The 16,896-nt window shown below is 72.0% G+C and carries 13 protein-coding genes; 6 read left to right on the top strand and 7 right to left on the bottom strand.

All coding sequences use genetic code 11. The features are described from left to right. Nucleotides 1-229: 229 nt before the first annotated feature. Nucleotides 230-2,650, bottom strand: a complete 2,421-nt coding sequence (locus OHA84_RS23255; RefSeq protein WP_266969929.1) for an ABC transporter family substrate-binding protein — start codon at nucleotides 2,648-2,650, stop codon at nucleotides 230-232. A gap of 357 nt (nucleotides 2,651-3,007) precedes the next feature. Between OHA84_RS23255 and OHA84_RS23250 the strand changes: the two genes are divergently transcribed. From OHA84_RS23250 to OHA84_RS23225, 6 genes are all read left to right on the top strand, one after another. Beyond that, on the top strand, nucleotides 3,008-3,235 hold the full coding sequence (locus tag OHA84_RS23250; RefSeq protein ID WP_053677080.1) for a hypothetical protein: 228 nt from the start codon (nucleotides 3,008-3,010) through the stop codon (nucleotides 3,233-3,235). A 123-nt stretch (nucleotides 3,236-3,358) separates the two neighbouring features. Next, nucleotides 3,359-4,183, top strand: coding sequence for a hypothetical protein (locus OHA84_RS23245; protein ID WP_266969931.1), 825 nt, complete (start codon nucleotides 3,359-3,361; stop codon nucleotides 4,181-4,183). A 1-nt stretch (nucleotide 4,184) separates the two neighbouring features. Then, entirely contained in the window at nucleotides 4,185-6,101 is a 1,917-nt protein-coding gene (locus OHA84_RS23240; protein WP_266969933.1) for a fumarate reductase/succinate dehydrogenase flavoprotein subunit, read from the top strand. Then, nucleotides 6,098-6,871, top strand: a complete 774-nt coding sequence (locus OHA84_RS23235) for a succinate dehydrogenase/fumarate reductase iron-sulfur subunit (protein WP_053677077.1) — start codon at nucleotides 6,098-6,100, stop codon at nucleotides 6,869-6,871. The genes OHA84_RS23240 and OHA84_RS23235 overlap by 4 nt, the downstream gene beginning before the upstream one ends. A 70-nt stretch (nucleotides 6,872-6,941) precedes the next feature. Then, on the top strand, nucleotides 6,942-9,071 hold the full coding sequence (locus tag OHA84_RS23230) for a TPM domain-containing protein (protein WP_371591445.1): 2,130 nt from the start codon (nucleotides 6,942-6,944) through the stop codon (nucleotides 9,069-9,071). 47 nt (nucleotides 9,072-9,118) lie between these two features. Continuing rightward, entirely contained in the window at nucleotides 9,119-9,838 is a 720-nt protein-coding gene (locus OHA84_RS23225) for a PspA/IM30 family protein (RefSeq protein WP_266969936.1), read from the top strand. A 68-nt stretch (nucleotides 9,839-9,906) separates the two neighbouring features. On the opposite strand, the gene OHA84_RS23220 is transcribed toward OHA84_RS23225, so the two are convergent. From OHA84_RS23220 to OHA84_RS23195, 6 genes are all read right to left on the bottom strand, one after another. Next, the gene (locus OHA84_RS23220; protein WP_371591444.1) at nucleotides 9,907-12,525 is read right to left on the bottom strand and encodes a SpoIIE family protein phosphatase; all 2,619 of its coding nucleotides are present in this window, start codon (nucleotides 12,523-12,525) and stop codon (nucleotides 9,907-9,909) included. A 149-nt stretch (nucleotides 12,526-12,674) separates the two neighbouring features. Next, complete coding sequence (locus OHA84_RS23215; protein WP_266949626.1) at nucleotides 12,675-13,103, bottom strand: ATP-binding protein; 429 nt, start codon at nucleotides 13,101-13,103, stop codon at nucleotides 12,675-12,677. Nucleotides 13,104-13,319: 216 nt separating this feature from the next. Further along, entirely contained in the window at nucleotides 13,320-13,802 is a 483-nt protein-coding gene (locus OHA84_RS23210) for a (deoxy)nucleoside triphosphate pyrophosphohydrolase (protein ID WP_266969938.1), read from the bottom strand. A gap of 37 nt (nucleotides 13,803-13,839) precedes the next feature. After that, complete coding sequence (locus OHA84_RS23205) at nucleotides 13,840-14,034, bottom strand: SPOR domain-containing protein (RefSeq protein ID WP_053677072.1); 195 nt, start codon at nucleotides 14,032-14,034, stop codon at nucleotides 13,840-13,842. A gap of 160 nt (nucleotides 14,035-14,194) precedes the next feature. Further along, nucleotides 14,195-15,886, bottom strand: a complete 1,692-nt coding sequence (locus tag OHA84_RS23200) for a cytosine permease (RefSeq protein ID WP_266969940.1) — start codon at nucleotides 15,884-15,886, stop codon at nucleotides 14,195-14,197. A gap of 191 nt (nucleotides 15,887-16,077) precedes the next feature. Next, the gene (locus OHA84_RS23195; RefSeq protein ID WP_053677070.1) at nucleotides 16,078-16,830 is read right to left on the bottom strand and encodes a GntR family transcriptional regulator; all 753 of its coding nucleotides are present in this window, start codon (nucleotides 16,828-16,830) and stop codon (nucleotides 16,078-16,080) included. Nucleotides 16,831-16,896 lie beyond the last annotated feature (66 nt).

Below are 16,896 nucleotides of genomic sequence, written 5' to 3'. Positions count from 1 at the left end.
CGGGACCGAGGATGAGGTGGGGTGTCTCGGTCGCGCCCGACGCCTGTGTCCACTGGGGATTCACGCAGGTCCACAAGGTGTTCTACAGGGTGTTCACGCGGGTCAACGGGTATCGACGACCTTGCCCGCCGGGTGTCCGGCGGGCAAGGGACTTGAGTCACTTCTGAGCTTGTGACCCGTGGGTCAACCTTCCGAACCCCCCTTTGTCACCACTTCTTCTCCCCGCGTCCTACTTCTTCTTGTTCTCGTCGCCCTTGGCCGGGGCGGCCTTCTTCCAGCCGATGTCCTGGAAGCGGGGGGCGCCCAGGCCGAAGGCGCCCGCGTTCACCAGGTTCGGTTTGACGGCGACCAGCTCGGGGCGCTGGTACAGCGGGACGGAGCCGGCCGCGGCCCAGATCCGGGCGTCGGCCTTGCGCATCAGCTCGCGGGACTGGTCCTCGTCCAGTTCGCCGACCGCCTGGTCGAAGAGCTGGTCGATGTGGTCCGTGCCGACCCGGGTGTAGTTCTGTTCGACGAGGAGGGATCCGTCGGCGGCGGGTTCCGGCTTCGCGAAGATGGGCCGGGCGTCGGTGGCCGGGTAGGCCGTCGCCGGCCAGGAGTACAGGGCCAGGTCGTACTGGCCCGAGGCGATGTGGTCCTTGAAGAAGCTCTCGTCCGCCACCTTGGTCAGCTCGGTGTTCACGCCGAGCTTGCGCAGCATCTGCGAGATCCGCTCGCCGACCGCCCGCAGGGCCTCCGAGCCGGGGCCGGAGGGAAGGACGAAGCGCAGGGTGAGCGGCTTGCCGTCCTTGGCGAGCACGCTGCCCGAGGTGTGGGCCTGCTTGGCCGGGGCCGGGCTGGCCTTGGCGGGCTCCTTGTCGTCCTCGCCCTCCTCGCCGTCGAGGGTCGGGCCGCGCTTCCCGTCGTCCTGCGCCTGGTCCTCGGTCCCGGCTTCCTCCTGGGCCCGGGCCTGGGCCTGCGCCTGACCGAGCAGGGTCTTCTCCTGCGCGGCCGCGAACGGGGCCGGGGCCAGCACCGGGGAGGGCCGCTCCTCGGCGTCGGGTGCGGAGGCGTCCGCGTCGACGATCTCGCCGTCCGGCAACCGACCCTCGGGCAGGTCCCCCTCGTGGTCGCCGTCGGCGTCCTCGTGGTCGCCGGGCGCGCGCGCCGGCGCCTTGGCGTCGCCGGCCTTCCCGTCGTCCTGGCCGACGATGTAGAGGCCGTCGTTGCCGGTGCCCGGGCCCGAGGGGGTCTTGCCGTCGTCCTGCCCGGGGGCCGTCTTGTCGCTCTCGGGGCCGGCCTTGGTGCCCAGCGGCGCGGTGAGCTTGCCGCCCGGGCGCCACCCGGCGTCGGCGAGCAGGGCCTGTGCGGCCCGGGTGTCCTGGCCGCCGAGCGCGTCGCTGTTGTCGGCGTACGCGCGCTGCCCCGCGAGCGCCAGGTGGCTGCCCACCGGCTTCGCGGGCAGGCCGAGCGGCTTCAGCACGATCTCGGCCAGCGCCTTGCGGTCCAGGGCGCGGGCCACGGCCCGTCGGACCCGCTCGTCGGCGAGGGGGCCGGAGGCGCCGTTCATCGCGAGCTGCGTGTAGGCGGGCTCCAGCGACTTGCGCACCGTGAAGGAGCGCAGGGCCACCTGCTCGTCCGCGTACTTCGTGACCGCCTCCGCGTCCTTGCGGCGGGTCTCCTGTTCGGCGGCGGCCTTGCTCTCGTCCTGCCCGTACGCCACCGCCCAGGACAGGGTCGCCTGGGCGGCCGTCTCGGAGGTGCCCGGGCCGTGCGCGCCCTTGGCGCCCGAGGCGCGGCCCCCGTCGCGCAGGGCGAGGGCGATCCGGTCGGCGCCGGCGCGGTCGATCTCCGCCATGTCGAGGCGGCCGGCGGCCAGGGCGGCCGGGCGTTCGGCGCGGGGCACGGCCGTGAGGACCAGTGTGTCCAGCTTGGCGGGGCGACCCCACCAGCGGGCGTTGCGGGTGAGCGCCACCGTGCCGGTCTTCTTGTCGACGGCTCCGAGGTTGAAGGGTCCGGCGGTCACCTTGAGGGCGCCGCGGGCGCCTTCGTTGAAGGCCTCGGGGGTGCCCGTGACCTGCTTCGGATAGAGCGGGCTGAAGAGGGAGCGCCAGTCGGCGTAGGGCTTGGCGAAGGTGACCTTGACCTCCAGGTCGGTCTTGCCCCGCTCGATCTTCTCGATGCGCTCGTAGCCGGCGTTGCGGGCGGTCCAGTACGCCGAGTCCTTGCCGTTCAGGGACCTCCACTGGGCCACGAAGTCGGCGGCCCCGATCTCCCGGCCGTCGCTCCACACCGCCTGCTGGTTCAGCTTGTACAGCACGACCTGCTTGGGCTCGCGCTCCGTGACCTCGGCCTTCTCCAGGTAGTCCGGGTTGACCACCGGCCGTCCCTTGGCGTCCATGACGAACAGTTGGGGCAGTACCGCCCCGGCGATCCGGCCGGTGGTGGCGTCGGCGTCGGCCTGGAAGGTGTTCAGGGTGTTCGGGAGGTTGTCCACGGCCCAGCGCAGGACACCGCCGTCGACGACCCGGTCGCGGGTGGTCGTCGCGATGTCCTGGCCCGCGGCGGCCGGGCCGCCGTCGTCCTCACCCGCGCCGCATCCCGCGAGCAGCGGCAGTGCGAGGACTCCCGAGGTCAGGAGCGCCAAGGACCTGCGCCTTCTCTGGGTCATGGGTGGTACCTCCGGGGCGGGGCGTGGGGGTGCGTGAGCAGGGGGGAATTGATCACGTTCGGCGGTATATGGAGCTGATCACACTGGGTGCCGAAGCCCACTGAAATCCACGGCCCCCCGGGTCTCCCGCACCACACCCTCGCCACGCCGCGAACCCCACCCGTGCGGACCAATCGCCTCGGCGCGGCGGGCGCGCGTTCCCCCGGAAGGGGGACGGGGGCGGGGGTGCGGGGGCGCACGGATCAAGCCCTCGCGCCCGCAATCGGTGCACGTGCCTTCACAACCGGGGACGGGAGGGGCGACACTCTCAGGCGCCCGTGAGCACGGCCACCGCACCTGCGGAAGTGAGGGCAAGTCATGTCCCTGCACGATGATTTGACCGCCGTACGACGCGATCTCGACGAGCTTGCCCGCAAGGTCGAGCGGCTGGAGCGCACGGTGGGGCGTCAGGATCCGGGGGGCCGCCGGCCCGCGGCCCCCGACCCGTCCCGGATGGTGACCATCCCGGACGCGCCGTACGACAGCACGCTGTGGACGGACACCGACGACGAGGGTCTCGGCGCCCGCGACCGGCGTGCCCCCTGACCGACCCGGTACCGCGCCGCCCCCGGCGCTTTCCCCGCCGCACGCGCGTCCCGCACCACCCGCGTAGCACCGGCGCACGCCGTGGCGACGACCACTCCCTCATCACTCCACCCGGAGTCCCCCTTGGCCACAGGCACGGAACCATCCCGACAGCGGACCGGCGGGGTCCACGGGCCCTCCCGGGCTTCGATCGCCGCCCGACATCTGCGGACCGACCGGTGGTGGCTGTCGCCCGCCGGCACCGCGGCGGGACTGCTCGCCTTCATCGTCTACTCGACCTGGCGGGCCTTCTCGAACGCCGACTACTACGCGGCCCCGTACGTCTCGCCCTTCTACTCCCCCTGTCTGGCGGAGAACTGCGCGACGATGCGCGGCGGCCCCAACGCGGACCTCTTCGGCAGCTGGTGGGTCCTGTCCCCCGCCCTGCTGATCCTGATCTTCCCGCTCGGCTTCCGGCTGACCTGCTACTACTACCGCAAGGCCTATTACCGGGGCTTCTGGGCCTCGCCGCCCGCCTGCGCCGTCGCCGAGCCGCACGCGACGTACACCGGTGAGACCCGCTTCCCGCTGATCCTCCAGAACGTGCACCGGTACTTCTTCTACGCGGCGGTGCCGGTCGCGGGGATCCTCACCTACGACACCGTGCTGACCTTCCGCGACGACCGTTACGAGTGGGGCCACATGGGCCTCGGAACGCTGTTGTTCCTGGTCAACATCGTGCTGATCTGGGCCTACACCCTGTCGTGCCACTCCTGCCGGCACATCATGGGCGGCCGCCTGAAGCACTTCTCCAAGCACCCCGTGCGCTACCGGCTCTGGGGGTGGGTGAGCCGGCTCAACACCCGTCACATGCAGCTCGCGTGGGCCTCGCTGATCAGCGTCGCCGCGTGCGATTTCTACGTCTACCTGGTCGCCGGCGGCGCCTTCACCGACCCGAGGATCTTCTGACATGGCTCAAGTCGACCGACAGCAGTGGGACGTGGTCGTGGTCGGTGCGGGCGGCGCCGGGCTGCGGGCCGCGATCGAGGCCCGCGAACGGGGCGCCCGTACGGCCGTGATCTGCAAGTCCCTCTTCGGCAAGGCCCACACGGTGATGGCGGAGGGCGGGATCGCCGCCTCCATGGGCAACGTGAACGAGGGCGACAACTGGCAGGTGCACTTCCGTGACACCCTGCGCGGCGGCAAGTTCCTCAACCAGTGGCGCATGGCCGAACTGCACGCGAAGGAAGCACCAGACCGGGTGTGGGAGTTGGAGACCTGGGGCGCGTTGTTCGACCGGACGCCCGACGGGAGGATCTCCCAGCGCAACTTCGGAGGACACGAGTACCCGCGCCTCGCGCACGTCGGCGACCGTACCGGCCTGGAGCTGATCCGCACCCTCCAGCAGAAGATCGTCCAGCTCCAGCAGGAGGACTTCAAGGAGTTCGGTGACCACGAGGCCCGGCTCAAGGTCTTCCAGGAGTGCACGGTCACCCGCGTGTTGAAGGATCGCAGCCTGAAGGACGGCGGGAAGGTCTCGGGGACCTTCTGCTACGAGCGCGAGAGCGGACGCTTCTTCGTCCTGGAGGCGCCGGCCGTGGTACTGGCCACGGGCGGGATCGGGAAGTCCTTCAAGACCACCTCGAACTCCTGGGAGTACACGGGCGACGGTCACGCGCTGGCCCTCCTCGCGGGCGCGCCGCTGCTGAACATGGAGTTCGTGCAGTTCCACCCGACCGGTATGGTCTGGCCGCCCTCGGTGAAGGGGATCCTCGTCACCGAGTCGGTGCGCGGCGACGGCGGGGTGCTGCGCAACAGCGAGGGCGAACGGTTCATGTTCGACTACGTCCCGGACGTCTTCAAGGAGAAGTACGCGGAGTCCGAGGAGGAGGGCGACCGCTGGTACGAGGACCCGGACCACAACCGGCGCCCGCCGGAACTGCTGCCCCGCGACGAGGTGGCGCGGGCCATCAACTCCGAGGTCAAGGCGGGCCGCGGCTCCCCGCACGGCGGGGTGTTCCTGGACGTGTCCACCCGGATGCCCGCCGAGCGGATCAGGCGGCGACTGCCGTCGATGTACCACCAGTTCAAGGAGCTGGCGGACGTGGACATCACGGCCGAGGCGATGGAGGTCGGCCCGACCTGTCACTACGTGATGGGCGGGATCGCGGTCGAGTCCGACACCGCGGCCACCCTGGGGGTGCCGGGCCTGTTCGCCGCCGGCGAGGTCGCGGGCGGCATGCACGGCTCGAACCGGCTGGGCGGCAACTCCCTCTCCGACCTGCTGGTCTTCGGCCGGCGGGCCGGGCTGCACGCGGCGGCGCACGCCGCCTCGTGCGCCGAGCGCCCGGCCGTCTCCCAGGCGGAGATCGACGCGGCGGCGCGGGAGGCGCTGGCCCCGTTCCACGCCGCGGAGGGCGCGGAGAACCCGTACACGCTCCACCAGGAGCTCCAGACGACCATGAACGACCTGGTCGGGATCATCCGCCGGGCCGGCGAGATGGCCGAGGCCCTGGAGCGGCTCGCGGGTCTGCGGGCGCGGGCGGCGCGGGCCGGGGTCGAGGGCCACCGGCAGTTCAACCCGGGCTGGCACCTGGCGCTGGACCTGCGGAACATGCTGCTGGTCAGCGAGTGCGTGGCCCGGGCGGCCCTGGAACGCACCGAGAGCCGCGGCGGGCACACCCGCGAGGACTGCCCGTCGATAGAGCGGGACTGGCGGCCGGTGAACCTGCTGTGCCGGCCGGTGGAGCCGGCTCCCGCCGATCCCGCGGCCGACCGGATCGAGCTGACGCGGGTCCGCACCGAACCCATCCGTCCCGACCTGCTCGCCCTGTTCGAGAAGGACGAGCTGGTCAAGTACCTCGCCGAAGAGGAGCTCTACGAGTGACTGACTACGACGCCCACTTCCGGATCTGGCGGGGCGACGCGGAGGGCGGGGAGCTGCGGGACTTCACCGTGGAGGTGCACGACGGGGAGGTGGTCCTGGACATCGTGCACCGGCTCCAGGCCACCCAGGCGTCCGACCTCGCGGTCCGCTGGAACTGCAAGGCGGGCAAGTGCGGCTCGTGCAGCGCGGAGGTCAACGGCCGGCCGCGACTGATGTGCATGACCCGCATGTCCGTCTTCGACCGCGAGGAGACGATCACGGTCACCCCGCTGCGGGCCTTCCCGGTGATCCGGGACCTGGTCACGGACGTGTCGTTCAACTACGAGAAGGCGCGCGAGGTGCCGGCCTTCGTGCCGCCGGAGGGGGTGGCCCCCGGCGCGTACCGGATGCGGCAGGTGGACGTGGAGCGCTCGCAGGAGTTCCGCAAGTGCATCGAGTGCTTCCTGTGCCAGGACACCTGTCACGTGGTGCGCGACCACGAGGAGAACAAGACCTCCTTCGCCGGTCCGCGCTTCCTCATGCGGGTGGCGGAGCTGGACATGCACCCGTTGGACGCGGCCGCCGAGGCGGGCCTGGACCGCAAGCGCACGGCCCAGGAGGAACACGGGCTGGGCTACTGCAACATCACCAAGTGCTGTACGGAGGTCTGCCCCGAGGGCATCAAGATCACGGACAACGCGCTGATCCCGCTGAAGGAACGCGTGGTGGACCGCTCCTACGATCCCCTGGTCTGGCTCGGGAACAAGATCGGCCGGCGTTCGAACCGGTAGCGGTCGCGTGCGTGCGATCCGGTGATCACTCCGGGTGCGGGGGCAGGAAACCGCCCATACGCTCCGAAATGTGACTCCGCCGAAGAGACGCACCACCGCCGGGCCGGCAGTACGGGCCGCACTCGCGCTCTGCGCCGCGCTGCTGGCGGTCGGCGGGTGGGGGGTGTCGTCGGCGCCGCCCGCCCGCGCCGACGATCCCGTGACGCTGTCCAAGCAGGGGCAGATCACCGACCGGGTCGGGGCGCTGGGCGACCGCGCGCCGGCCGTCGTCTCCGCGCTGGACAAGCTGTACGCCGACCGCAGGATCCAGCTCTTCGTCACGTACGTGCGCGACTTCTCCGGGCGTTCCCCCCAGAGCTGGGCGGACGCCACGGCGCAGAAGAACGGGCTCGGTCAGAACGACGTCCTGCTGGCCGTGGCGACCGGCGACCGGCAGTACGCCTACTCGGCCGACGTGGACTCCGGCTTCACCGAACAACAGCTGACCTCCGTCGCGAGCACCGCCATCGAGCCCGCCCTGCGGGAGAACGACTGGGCGGGCGCCGCGATCGGCGCGGCCAACGGCTACAACGCCGTCCTGGGCGGCCTGCCCGTGCCCGTGCCCACGCTCACCCCCGGCGAGGCCGATCCGGGCGGGTCCACGAGCGACGAGGGCGCCGGGGACTTCGTCCTGCCGGTGGTCGTCGTCGGCGCGGCGGGCGCGCTCGGCGCGTACGCGTACAGCCGCCGCAAGCGCGGCAAGGGCGCCGGCGCCGGGCGCGGGACGACGACCGGGCCGGGCTGGGGCGGTCAGGGCGGTGCGGCGGCGCCCCTCGCCCTGCCGGACCTCGACGCGCGGGCGAGGGCGCTGCTCGTGGAGACCGACGACGCGGTCCGCACCAGCACCGAGGAACTCGGTTTCGCCTCGGCGCAGTTCGGCGAGGAGGCCGTGGGGGCCTTCACCGGGGCCGTGGAGTACGCCAAGGGCGAGCTGACGCACGCTTTCCGGCTGCGTCAGCAGTTGGACGACGCCTACCCGGAGGACGACGCGACCCGCCGCCGGATGCTGGACGAGATCGTGGCCCGCTGCACGGAGGCGAACCGACGGCTCGACGCCGAGACGGCCGACTTCGACCGGTTGCGGGACCTGGAGAAGAACGCCCCGCAGGCACTGGAGACCGTCGAGGCGCACTTCCGCGCGCTGACCGGCCGGACGACCACGGCCGTGGCCACCCTGACGGCGCTGACGGGTCGGTACGCGGACTCCGCGGCCGCCCCGGTCGCCTCCAACCCGGAACAGGCCAAGGACCGGCTGCTGTTCGCGACGACCAGCCTCGGCGAGGCGCGGGCCGCGATCGACGCCGGCGACAACGGCAGGGCCGCCGTCCACGTCCGGGCCGCCGAGAGCGCCGTCGACCAGGCGACGACCCTGGTGGACGCGGTGGAGCGGCGGGCGCGGGAACTCGCGGAGGCGGCCGGGAAGCTGCCCGTGGCGCTGAGCGAGACCGACACGGACCTCGCGGACGCCCGCGGTCTGCTGACGGGTACCGCGCAGGGGACCTCGACGGCGGACCTGCGCGGGCGGATCGGCCGCGCCGAGTCGGTCCTGGCGGACGTGCGGCGGGAGCAGGCGGCCGGCCGGTACGACCCGATCGACGCCTTGCGCCGGGTCGAGGAGGCCGACGCGGCCCTCGACGAGGCCCTCGCGGGGGCCCGTGAACGGGAGAGCGGCCGGCAGCGGGCGGCGGGCCTGCTGGACCAGGCGCTGCTGTCGGCCCGCAGCGCGATCGGCGCGGCGACGGACTACGTCACCACCAGTCGGGGCGCGGTCGGCAGCCAGGCCCGGACCAGGCTGGCGGAGGCGCAGCGCCACCTGGAGCGCTCCCTCGCCCTGACCGGCACGGATCCGGCGGGCGCGCTGGCGGAGGCCCAGCAGGCGGACTCGCTCGCGCGGCAGGCCCAGCAGCTGGCCGAGCAGGACGTACGGGCCTACCAGGACCCGTACGGCGGCGGCCGGCCGCGGCAGGGCGGCATGGGCGGCGCTGTGCTCGGCGGGATCATCCTCGGCGAGATCCTCGGCGGCGGCCGGAACCGGGGCGGAGGATTCGGGGGCGGTTTCGGGGGCGGCGGGGGTTCCTTCGGCGGGGGCGGCGGCCGCGGGCCGGGCTCCTTCGGTGGCGGCGGCACCCGCGGCCGCATGGGCGGCGGCGGCCGCTTCTGACGTCATCCCACCTCCGTCATCCCACCTCTACCCGGGAGTACAGGCACATGAGCAAGCAGACCATCCTCGGCCGTGTCACCCAGCTCGCCAAGGCGAACATCAACGCGCTGCTGGATCAGGCGGAGGACCCGCAGAAGATGCTGGACCAGCTGATCCGGGACTACACGAACAACATCTCGGAGGCGGAACAGGCCGTCGCCACCACGATCGGCAACCTGCGGATGTTGGAGGCGGACCACAAGGAGGACGTGGAGGCGGCCTCGGAGTGGGGCGGCAAGGCGCTCGCGGCGAGCCGGAAGGCGGACGAACTGCGCGCGGCCGGTTCGGCGGCCGACGCGGACCGGTTCGACAACCTCGCCAAGGTCGCCCTCGGCCGGCAGTTGCAGTCGGAGAGGGAGGCGAAGACGGCGGAGCCGACGATCGCCGCCCAGACGGAGGTCGTCGGCAAGCTGAAGTCCGGCCTGGACTCGATGCGGAACAAGCTGACCGAGCTGACGTCGAAGCGCGACGAGCTGGTGGCCCGCGCCAAGACCGCGCAGGCGCAGAACACGATGATGGACGCGGTGAAGAACATCGACGTCATGGACCCCACCAGTGACCTGAACCGGTTCGAGGACAAGGTCAGGCGCGAGGAGGCCATGGCGCTGGGCAAGCAGGAACTGGCCGCGTCCTCGCTGGACGCCCAGTTCGAGTCCCTGGACGACCTCGGCAAGACCTCGGAGATCGAGGCCCGCCTGGCCGCGCTCAAGGCCGGCCGGGCGGCCTAGGCCCTGTCTGGCCCGGGGCGGGGCGGCCGGCCCGGGCCCGGCCGGGCGGCCCGGGCCCGGGCGCGGGATCAGCCGTACATGCCCAGCAGCTGTTCCGCGGACAGTTCCGCCGGCCCACCGGTTCCGCCGCCCGGCAGGGGCAGCTCGAACCACACCGTCTTGCCGCGGTGGGTGCGGCGGGTGCCCCAGCCGGCCGACAGCAGGCCGACCAGTTGCAGACCGCGACCGCCCTCGTCGGTGTCCCGGGCGCGACGGCGGCGCGGCTGGGCGAGGTTGGCGTCCCACACCTCGCAGACCAGGGTGCGGTCCAGCAGCAGCCGCAGCCGGATCTCCCCCTCCCCGTACCGCAGGGCGTTCGTGACGAGTTCGCTCACGAGGAGTTCCGTGGTGTCCAGGAGCCCTTCCAGCCCCCAGGCGGGCAACTTCGCCCGCGCGAGTTCCCGTGCGCGGCCCACCGAGCGGGCCTCCCTCGGGAGCTGCCAGTCACCGACCGCGTCCACGGGCAGTCCCTGGACCCGGGCCATCAACAGCGCGATGTCGTCCTCCCCGTGCCGGGTGTGCAGCGTGTTCAGCACGTGGTCGCAGACCTCCTCCAGGGGCCGCGACGGGTCCGCGACGGCCTCCCGCAGCCCCCGCAGGCCCTCCTCCAGCGGATGGTCCCGGGACTCGACGAGTCCGTCCGTGTAGAGGGCCAGCATGGCGCCCTCGGGGAGTTCGATCTCCACCTCCTCGAAGGGTTCGCCGCCGACGCCCAGGGGCATCCCCGGGGGGATCTCCAGCAGCAGCCCGGGGCGTGGCGGCGCGCCTTCCTCGGCCGGTTCCACCAGCACCGGCGGCATGTGGCCGGCGTTGGCGATGGTGCAGCGCCGCGTGACCGGGTCGTAGACGGCGTAGACGCAGGTGGCCAGGTAGACCTCCGAGCGGTCCGCGTCCCGCGAGTGCAGGGCGGCCCGGGAGGCCTGCTGGGATCCGCCGGGCGCCCCGAGTCCGCGCGCGACCTCGTCCAAGGCGCTGAGCACCTCGGCCGGTTCGAGGTCCAGGAGGGCCAGGGTCCGTACGGCGGTGCGCAGTTCGCCCATGGCCACGGCGGCCCGCAGCCCCCGGCCCATGACGTCGCCGACGACCAGCGCGGTGCGGTGGCCGGGCAGTTCGATGACGTCGAACCAGTCGCCGCCGACCTCGGTGGCCGCGTTGCCGGGCAGGTAGCGGCAGGCGATGTCCAGGCCGGCCGCCTCCGGGTCGCCGGGGGGCAGCAGGCTGCGTTGCAGTATCAGCGCCCGTTCGTGCTCGCGCCGGTAGAGCCGGGCGTTGTCGATGCACACGGCGGCCCGCGCGGTCAGTTCCACGGCCACCGCCCGATCCCGTTCGCCGAACGGTTCGCTGCCCTTGGTACGGGAGAACTGGGCCAGGCCGACCACCGTGTCGTGCGCGACCAGCGGCACGACCAGCGTGGACTGCACCAGGTCGTCGGAGCCGCCGCCCTCGATGAGGCGCGTGCGCGCCGTCCGCAGGGCCAGTGCCCCGGGCGAGGCCGCCGGATAGCGGTGGATCTCCCCCACGGCGACCGACGCGCCCGACCCCGACCCCAGGGCGTCGGACACGGCCGAGGCGAACGCCACCCGGCGCAGGGGTGCCGACGGCGCCCGTCCGGTCCCCTGCCCGGGCAGGGAGGGCACCCCCGGTCCCTGCGGCCGGGCGGGGCGGTCGTCGTCGCCGAGCAGCAGCCCCTGGTAGAGGTCGACGGAGGCGAGGTCGCAGAAACCGGGGACGGTGACGTCGAGGAGTTCCCGGGCGGTGGTCTCCAGGTCCAGGGAGTTCCCGATGCGGTGTCCGGCCTCGTTGAGCAGGGCCAGGTTGCGCCGTACGCCGGCGGCCTCGCGGGCGGCGAGGTGCCGACGGGTGACGTCGATGCCGATGCCGGCGACACCGACGGGTCGTCCGGTGCCGCCGTGGACGCGGTAGAGGTTGATGGCCCAGTGGCGGTTGTCCCGGCTGCGCGGGGTGGCTCCGGTGATCCGCAGGTCGGTGACGGATTCGCCGGTCTCCAGCACGCGACGCAGGGCGTCGGACATCCGGTCCGCCTCATGGGCCGGGAGGTAGTCGTGGACCGTCCGGCCGCGGTGTTCCTCGACGGCGCCGCCGAAGACGGTCGCGAAGCGGCGATTGGCGCGCTGCACGGTGAGGTCGGTACCGAAGAGCAGGAAGCCGAAAGGAGATTGACCGAATATCGCCTGTGAGGCCGCCAGATCGGATTCGATGCGTCGCAGCGCGCGCACGTCGACGACGACGCACAGCGCGGCCCGCTCGGCGGTCTCGGTCCGTGTGGGCATCACGTAGATCTCGGCGACGCCGTGCGCGCCGTCGCCGCCGGGGATGCGGAAGGGGATGAGGCCCGTCCATTCCTCGCCGTCGAGGATCTCCGCGACCTTGCGGTGTCCCCCGGCGCGCAGCTCGGGCGGCATGAAGGCGTCGACCGGGTCGCGGCCCACCGCCTGGGCGGGTGTCAGCCCGAACAGTTCCTCGGCGCGCAGGCTCCACTGATCGATGAGCCCGTCCGGGCCGATCGAGAAGGACGCGACCTTTATGTAGTCATATATCGAGCCAGGCGGGCTGCTGTGCCACAGGGCGTCGTGCCACGTCGCCCCGGACACTCGGGCCTGATGTGCCTGCGCAGGTATCTCGCTCACGCGACCGTCCCCTCCAGCTCACCGCAACCGGACCGGCCATGACCGAAGTATTCAGCACCACGGCCCCGGCCCGCATGGCGTTCACGATCACAAAAAGGTCCCGACTGTTTCGAGCCACCCCCGGTGATCGCCGGCCACCCTTCCCCTTGTTACTCACCAGGAAGTGCCAACTCGAACCACACAGTCTTGCCCGACTTCCCGTGCCGGGTCCCCCAACGCTGCGCCGAGACGGACACCAGGTGCAGCCCACGCCCCCCTTCGTCGTCCGGCGTGGCGACGCGTTCCCGGGGTGGATCCGGAAGCGGATCGGAAACCTCCACGAGAAGTGCCGGACTCGCGGCCGCGTCCTCGACGGCCGAATCACGTCGTTCGAGCCGGACCCCGATGGGGCCGGAGGCGTAGCGCAGGGAATTGGTGACGAGCTCGCTGACCAGCAGGACGGTCACGTCTCCGACGGAGTCCAGGCCCCAGGCCCGGAGCTTGCCCCGCACGGCGTGACGGGCGGTGCGCACGCTGCCGGGCTCGGCGGGAAAGGCCCACTCGGCGCATTCACCGTCTGTGTCGATCACGCCGATCACTTCCCGGGCCGCGACGACCCCAGTCGGATTCAGCAGGGACGATAGGGGGATGAGATGAAGATGAGATGGTGATTAATAGCGACATACCCGATATTCAGGACCTCGTACCACTCCTTCCCCATGCGCCGGCCCGCCGTGGCGCATACGGCCTACAGCTCAAGCCTCACAGACCGGGGACCCGGTCGCCCGGCGAGCCGTCCGCGCGCGCCCGCCTGATCAAAGCGCGCGTGCGCCGGTGGGTCCGTCCGCCGGTCCGTTCGCCGTCCCGTCCGCCGGTCCGCGCGCCGGTCCGTCCGCCTGATCGGGGGACGAGCGCAGTCGGCGTCCGATCTCCTCGACCGCCGGGCGGTCCTGGTCGAGCCAGTCCACGGAGTCCAGCTCGTCCGGCCGGAGCCAGCGCAGTTCGTCGTGGTCCTCCAGCGGGGCCGGCTCCCCGGACAGCAGTCCGGCGGTCCACACGTGCAGGACCAGGTCGGGGCGCAACGGCCACTCCCCCGGGAGGCGCTCCAGGGCCTCGGTCTCCACGCCGAGCTCCTCGCGCAGTTCGCGCACCAGGGCCTCGGGGACGGACTCGCCCGGTTCGGCCTTGCCGCCCGGGAGCTCCCACCGGCCGGCCAGCTCGGGCGGCGCGCTGCGGCGGGCGGCCAGCAGGCGCCCGTCACGACAAAGGGCTCCGCCCACGACCACTCGTACAGTCATGGACGGAGCCTATGCCAGTGCGTCGACGGCCCGACGCTCAGTTCCTCGTGGCGGCCTGGCTGCCCTGAGCCACCCGCTCGACCCAGTAGAGCTGCTTGTGTGCTCGGTCGTCGAGACTGTCGATGACCTTCTGGGCCTCGGCCCGGGTGGGGTACCGGCCCACCCGGTAGCGGTTGCCGTTGTCGTCCTGACGTATGACCAGCCATGGGAGCAGGGCACCGCTGTCGTTCATCGCGTTTCACCCTCCGCCGATGTACCTGCCCGGGAAACCGCATTGCGCATATGCCCGAGCTTACGCCCGACCTTTACTGAGCGGATACGGTTTTTCACGAAGAGGTACCTCGCAGGCGTACGCATCCGGCCATGCGTACGGGTGCGCCGTGCGACCCGGCTCAGAACCGGCGCACGACCGGCATCGGAAGCACCACCGCGCCCCCGGCCGCGCCCTCCTTCGCGCCCTTGCGGCAGGCGTCCCCGCAGGTCGCGTCGAGGGAGCAGCAGAGCGAGCAGATCGGCCCGGATTGGACGGGACAATCGGCGATGTCGGGGAGTTCGTACGCCGTCTCACAGACGGAGCAGGTGTGCGTGGCGGTGATGTCCGGGACCTCGACACCGGGGCCGTTCACCCCGTTCGGCCTGGCCAGGTAGTACTTGCCCTTGGTCGCCCAGGCGATCAACGGGCAGAGCACGAGGGACAGTCCGGCGGCGATGAAGGTCGAGAAGGCCTCGGGGCCGGTCCCGAAGAGCCCGAAGAACGCAAGGATCGAGACGGTCGAGGCGATCACCATCGCGCCGAAACCCGCCGGGTTGACCGCGTACAGATAGGCGCGCTTGAACTCGATGTAGGGCGGGCTGAGTCCGAGTCGCTTGTTGATGACGAGGTCGGCCGCCACGGCGGCGATCCAGGCGATGCCGACGTTGGAGTAGAAGCCCAGCAGCTTGCCGAGCATGGAGAACATGTTCAGCTCCATCAGCGTCAGCGCGATGCCGAGGTTGAGGAAGATGTACCAGACGCGGCCCGGGTGGCGGTGGGTGACGCGGGAGAAGAAGTTGGACCAGGACAGCGAACCGCTGTAGGCGTTGGTGACGTTGATCTTGATCTGGGAGACGATCACGAACAGCGCGGCGGCCGGCAGGGCGAATCCGCCGAGCCAGGGCCGCAGGGCCTCGATCTGCGGGGCGATCGGCTCCAGGGCGTGCGTCGTGCCGACCGCTTCGAGCGCGACGAAGGCGAGGAACGCGCCGCCGAGCTGCTTGGCCGCGCCGATGATCACCCAGCCGGGACCGGCGGCGAGTACGGCGAGGTTCCACCGGCGGCTGTTGGCCGGGGTCTTGGCGGGCATGAACCGCAGGTAGTCGGCCTGTTCCCCGATCTGCGCGATGAGGGAGAGCGCGATGCCCGTCCCGAAGCCGAAGCCGATCCAGGAGAAGCCGGAGCCGGCGCCCTCGGTGCCGCCGAAGTCGGCGAAGGCGCCCCAGGAGCCGGGGGCGTGGAAGGCGAGCACGAGGAAGGGCAGCACGAGCCCGATCAACCAGATCGGCTGGGTCCAGGCCTGGACCTTGGCGAGGGCGCCCATGCCCTTGAAGACGATCGGGATCACGATGAGCGTGGTGATCAGGTACCCGACCTGGAGCGGCAGGCCGACGGCCTGGTGCATGGCCTGGGCCATGATCGAGCCTTCGAGGGCGAAGAAGATGAAGGTGAAGGAGGCGTAGATGAGCGAGGTGAGGGTGGATCCGAAGTACCCGAAGCCGGCGCCGCGCGTCACCAGGTCCATGTCCAGGCCGTACTTGGCGCAGGCGCGGGCGATCGGGATGCCGGTGAGGAAGATGATGGTGGCGGCGGCCAGGATCGCGGCGAGTCCGCTGGTGAATCCGTAGGCGAAGACGATGGAGGCGCCGATGGCGAAGTCGGCGAGGTACGCGATCCCGCCGAGCGCCGTGCCGGCGACGGTGCCGGGGCTCCAGCGGCGGAACGCGTGGGGGGCGTAGCGGAGGGAGTAGTCCTCGCGGCTCTCGTCGGCGGCGAGTTTGGCGTAGCTCCGACGGGGCGGCGACTGCGGGGGCGCGGCGGTCTCGGTCATACCGCCGGACGGTAGGGCCGGGATGTGACCCCCCGTCACACGGTGGCGTTGCCCGGGGGTTACGCCCCGGGCCGTCAGGTCACCGCCCGGTTAACGGTCCGGTACGGGCTGTCCGCCTTCCGGTGCGGCCTCCGGGCCCCCCGCCCGGCGGCGTCGGGCGCCACCCCGGGCCCGGCCGCCGATCCGGCCGGTCACCGCACCGGCAGGTGGTAGGCCAGGCGGTAGCGGTCCGCCGGGACCACGACGTCGGCGGTCTCCACGGCCAGCCCGGAGGCGAAGTAGGTGCGGCTCACCACCAGCACCACGTGCCCGGGCACCCCGCCCAGGGAGAGGATCTCCTCCGCGAGACCGGGCCGCGCCCCGACCTCCTCCACCACGTTGTCCACGACGACGTCGATCGCGGCCATCCGGTCCACCACCCCGGACCCGCCCAACGGGCCCTCCTCCGGCAGCATCACGGGCGTCCGACCGGTGACGGCCAGCGGCTCCCAGGAGGTCGACAGCATCATCGCCTCCCCCGCGTCGCGGAAGACGTACCGGGTGCGCATGACCCGGTCCCCCGGCTCGATGCCCAGCCGCGCCGCGATGTCGGCCGAGGCCTCCGTCTGCTCGCTGCCGGACTCCCAGGTGCCGCGGGCGCCCGACTCCGCCTGCTCCTGCCGGAAGGGCGTGGAGGCGCCCCCCGTGCGGTAGCCGGAGCGGGCGACCCGCCGGGGCACGGGCTGTTCGCGGACGTACGTGCCGGACCCGGACCGGCCCTCGACGAGCCCCTCCGCCATGAGGACCTTGCGCGCCTCCAGCGCCACGGTGTCGGAGACCCCGTACTCCTCGCGGATCCGGGCTTGCGAGGGGAGCCGGGCGTGCGGGGGCAGGGACCCATCGACGATCTTTTGTCGCAGATCCCCGGCGACGCGCAGATAGGCCGGCTGCTCACCGAAAGTCACTGGCCACTCCCATCAGGTTGACAGACAGCTACACCCTGGCAACCGACGGTTGTGCACCGCAAGCAA

This window comes from Streptomyces sp. NBC_00513, from assembly GCF_041431415.1.
Taxonomy (GTDB): Bacteria; Actinomycetota; Actinomycetes; order Streptomycetales; family Streptomycetaceae; genus Streptomyces.
This window is presented reverse-complemented; position numbering and strand designations above follow the sequence as displayed.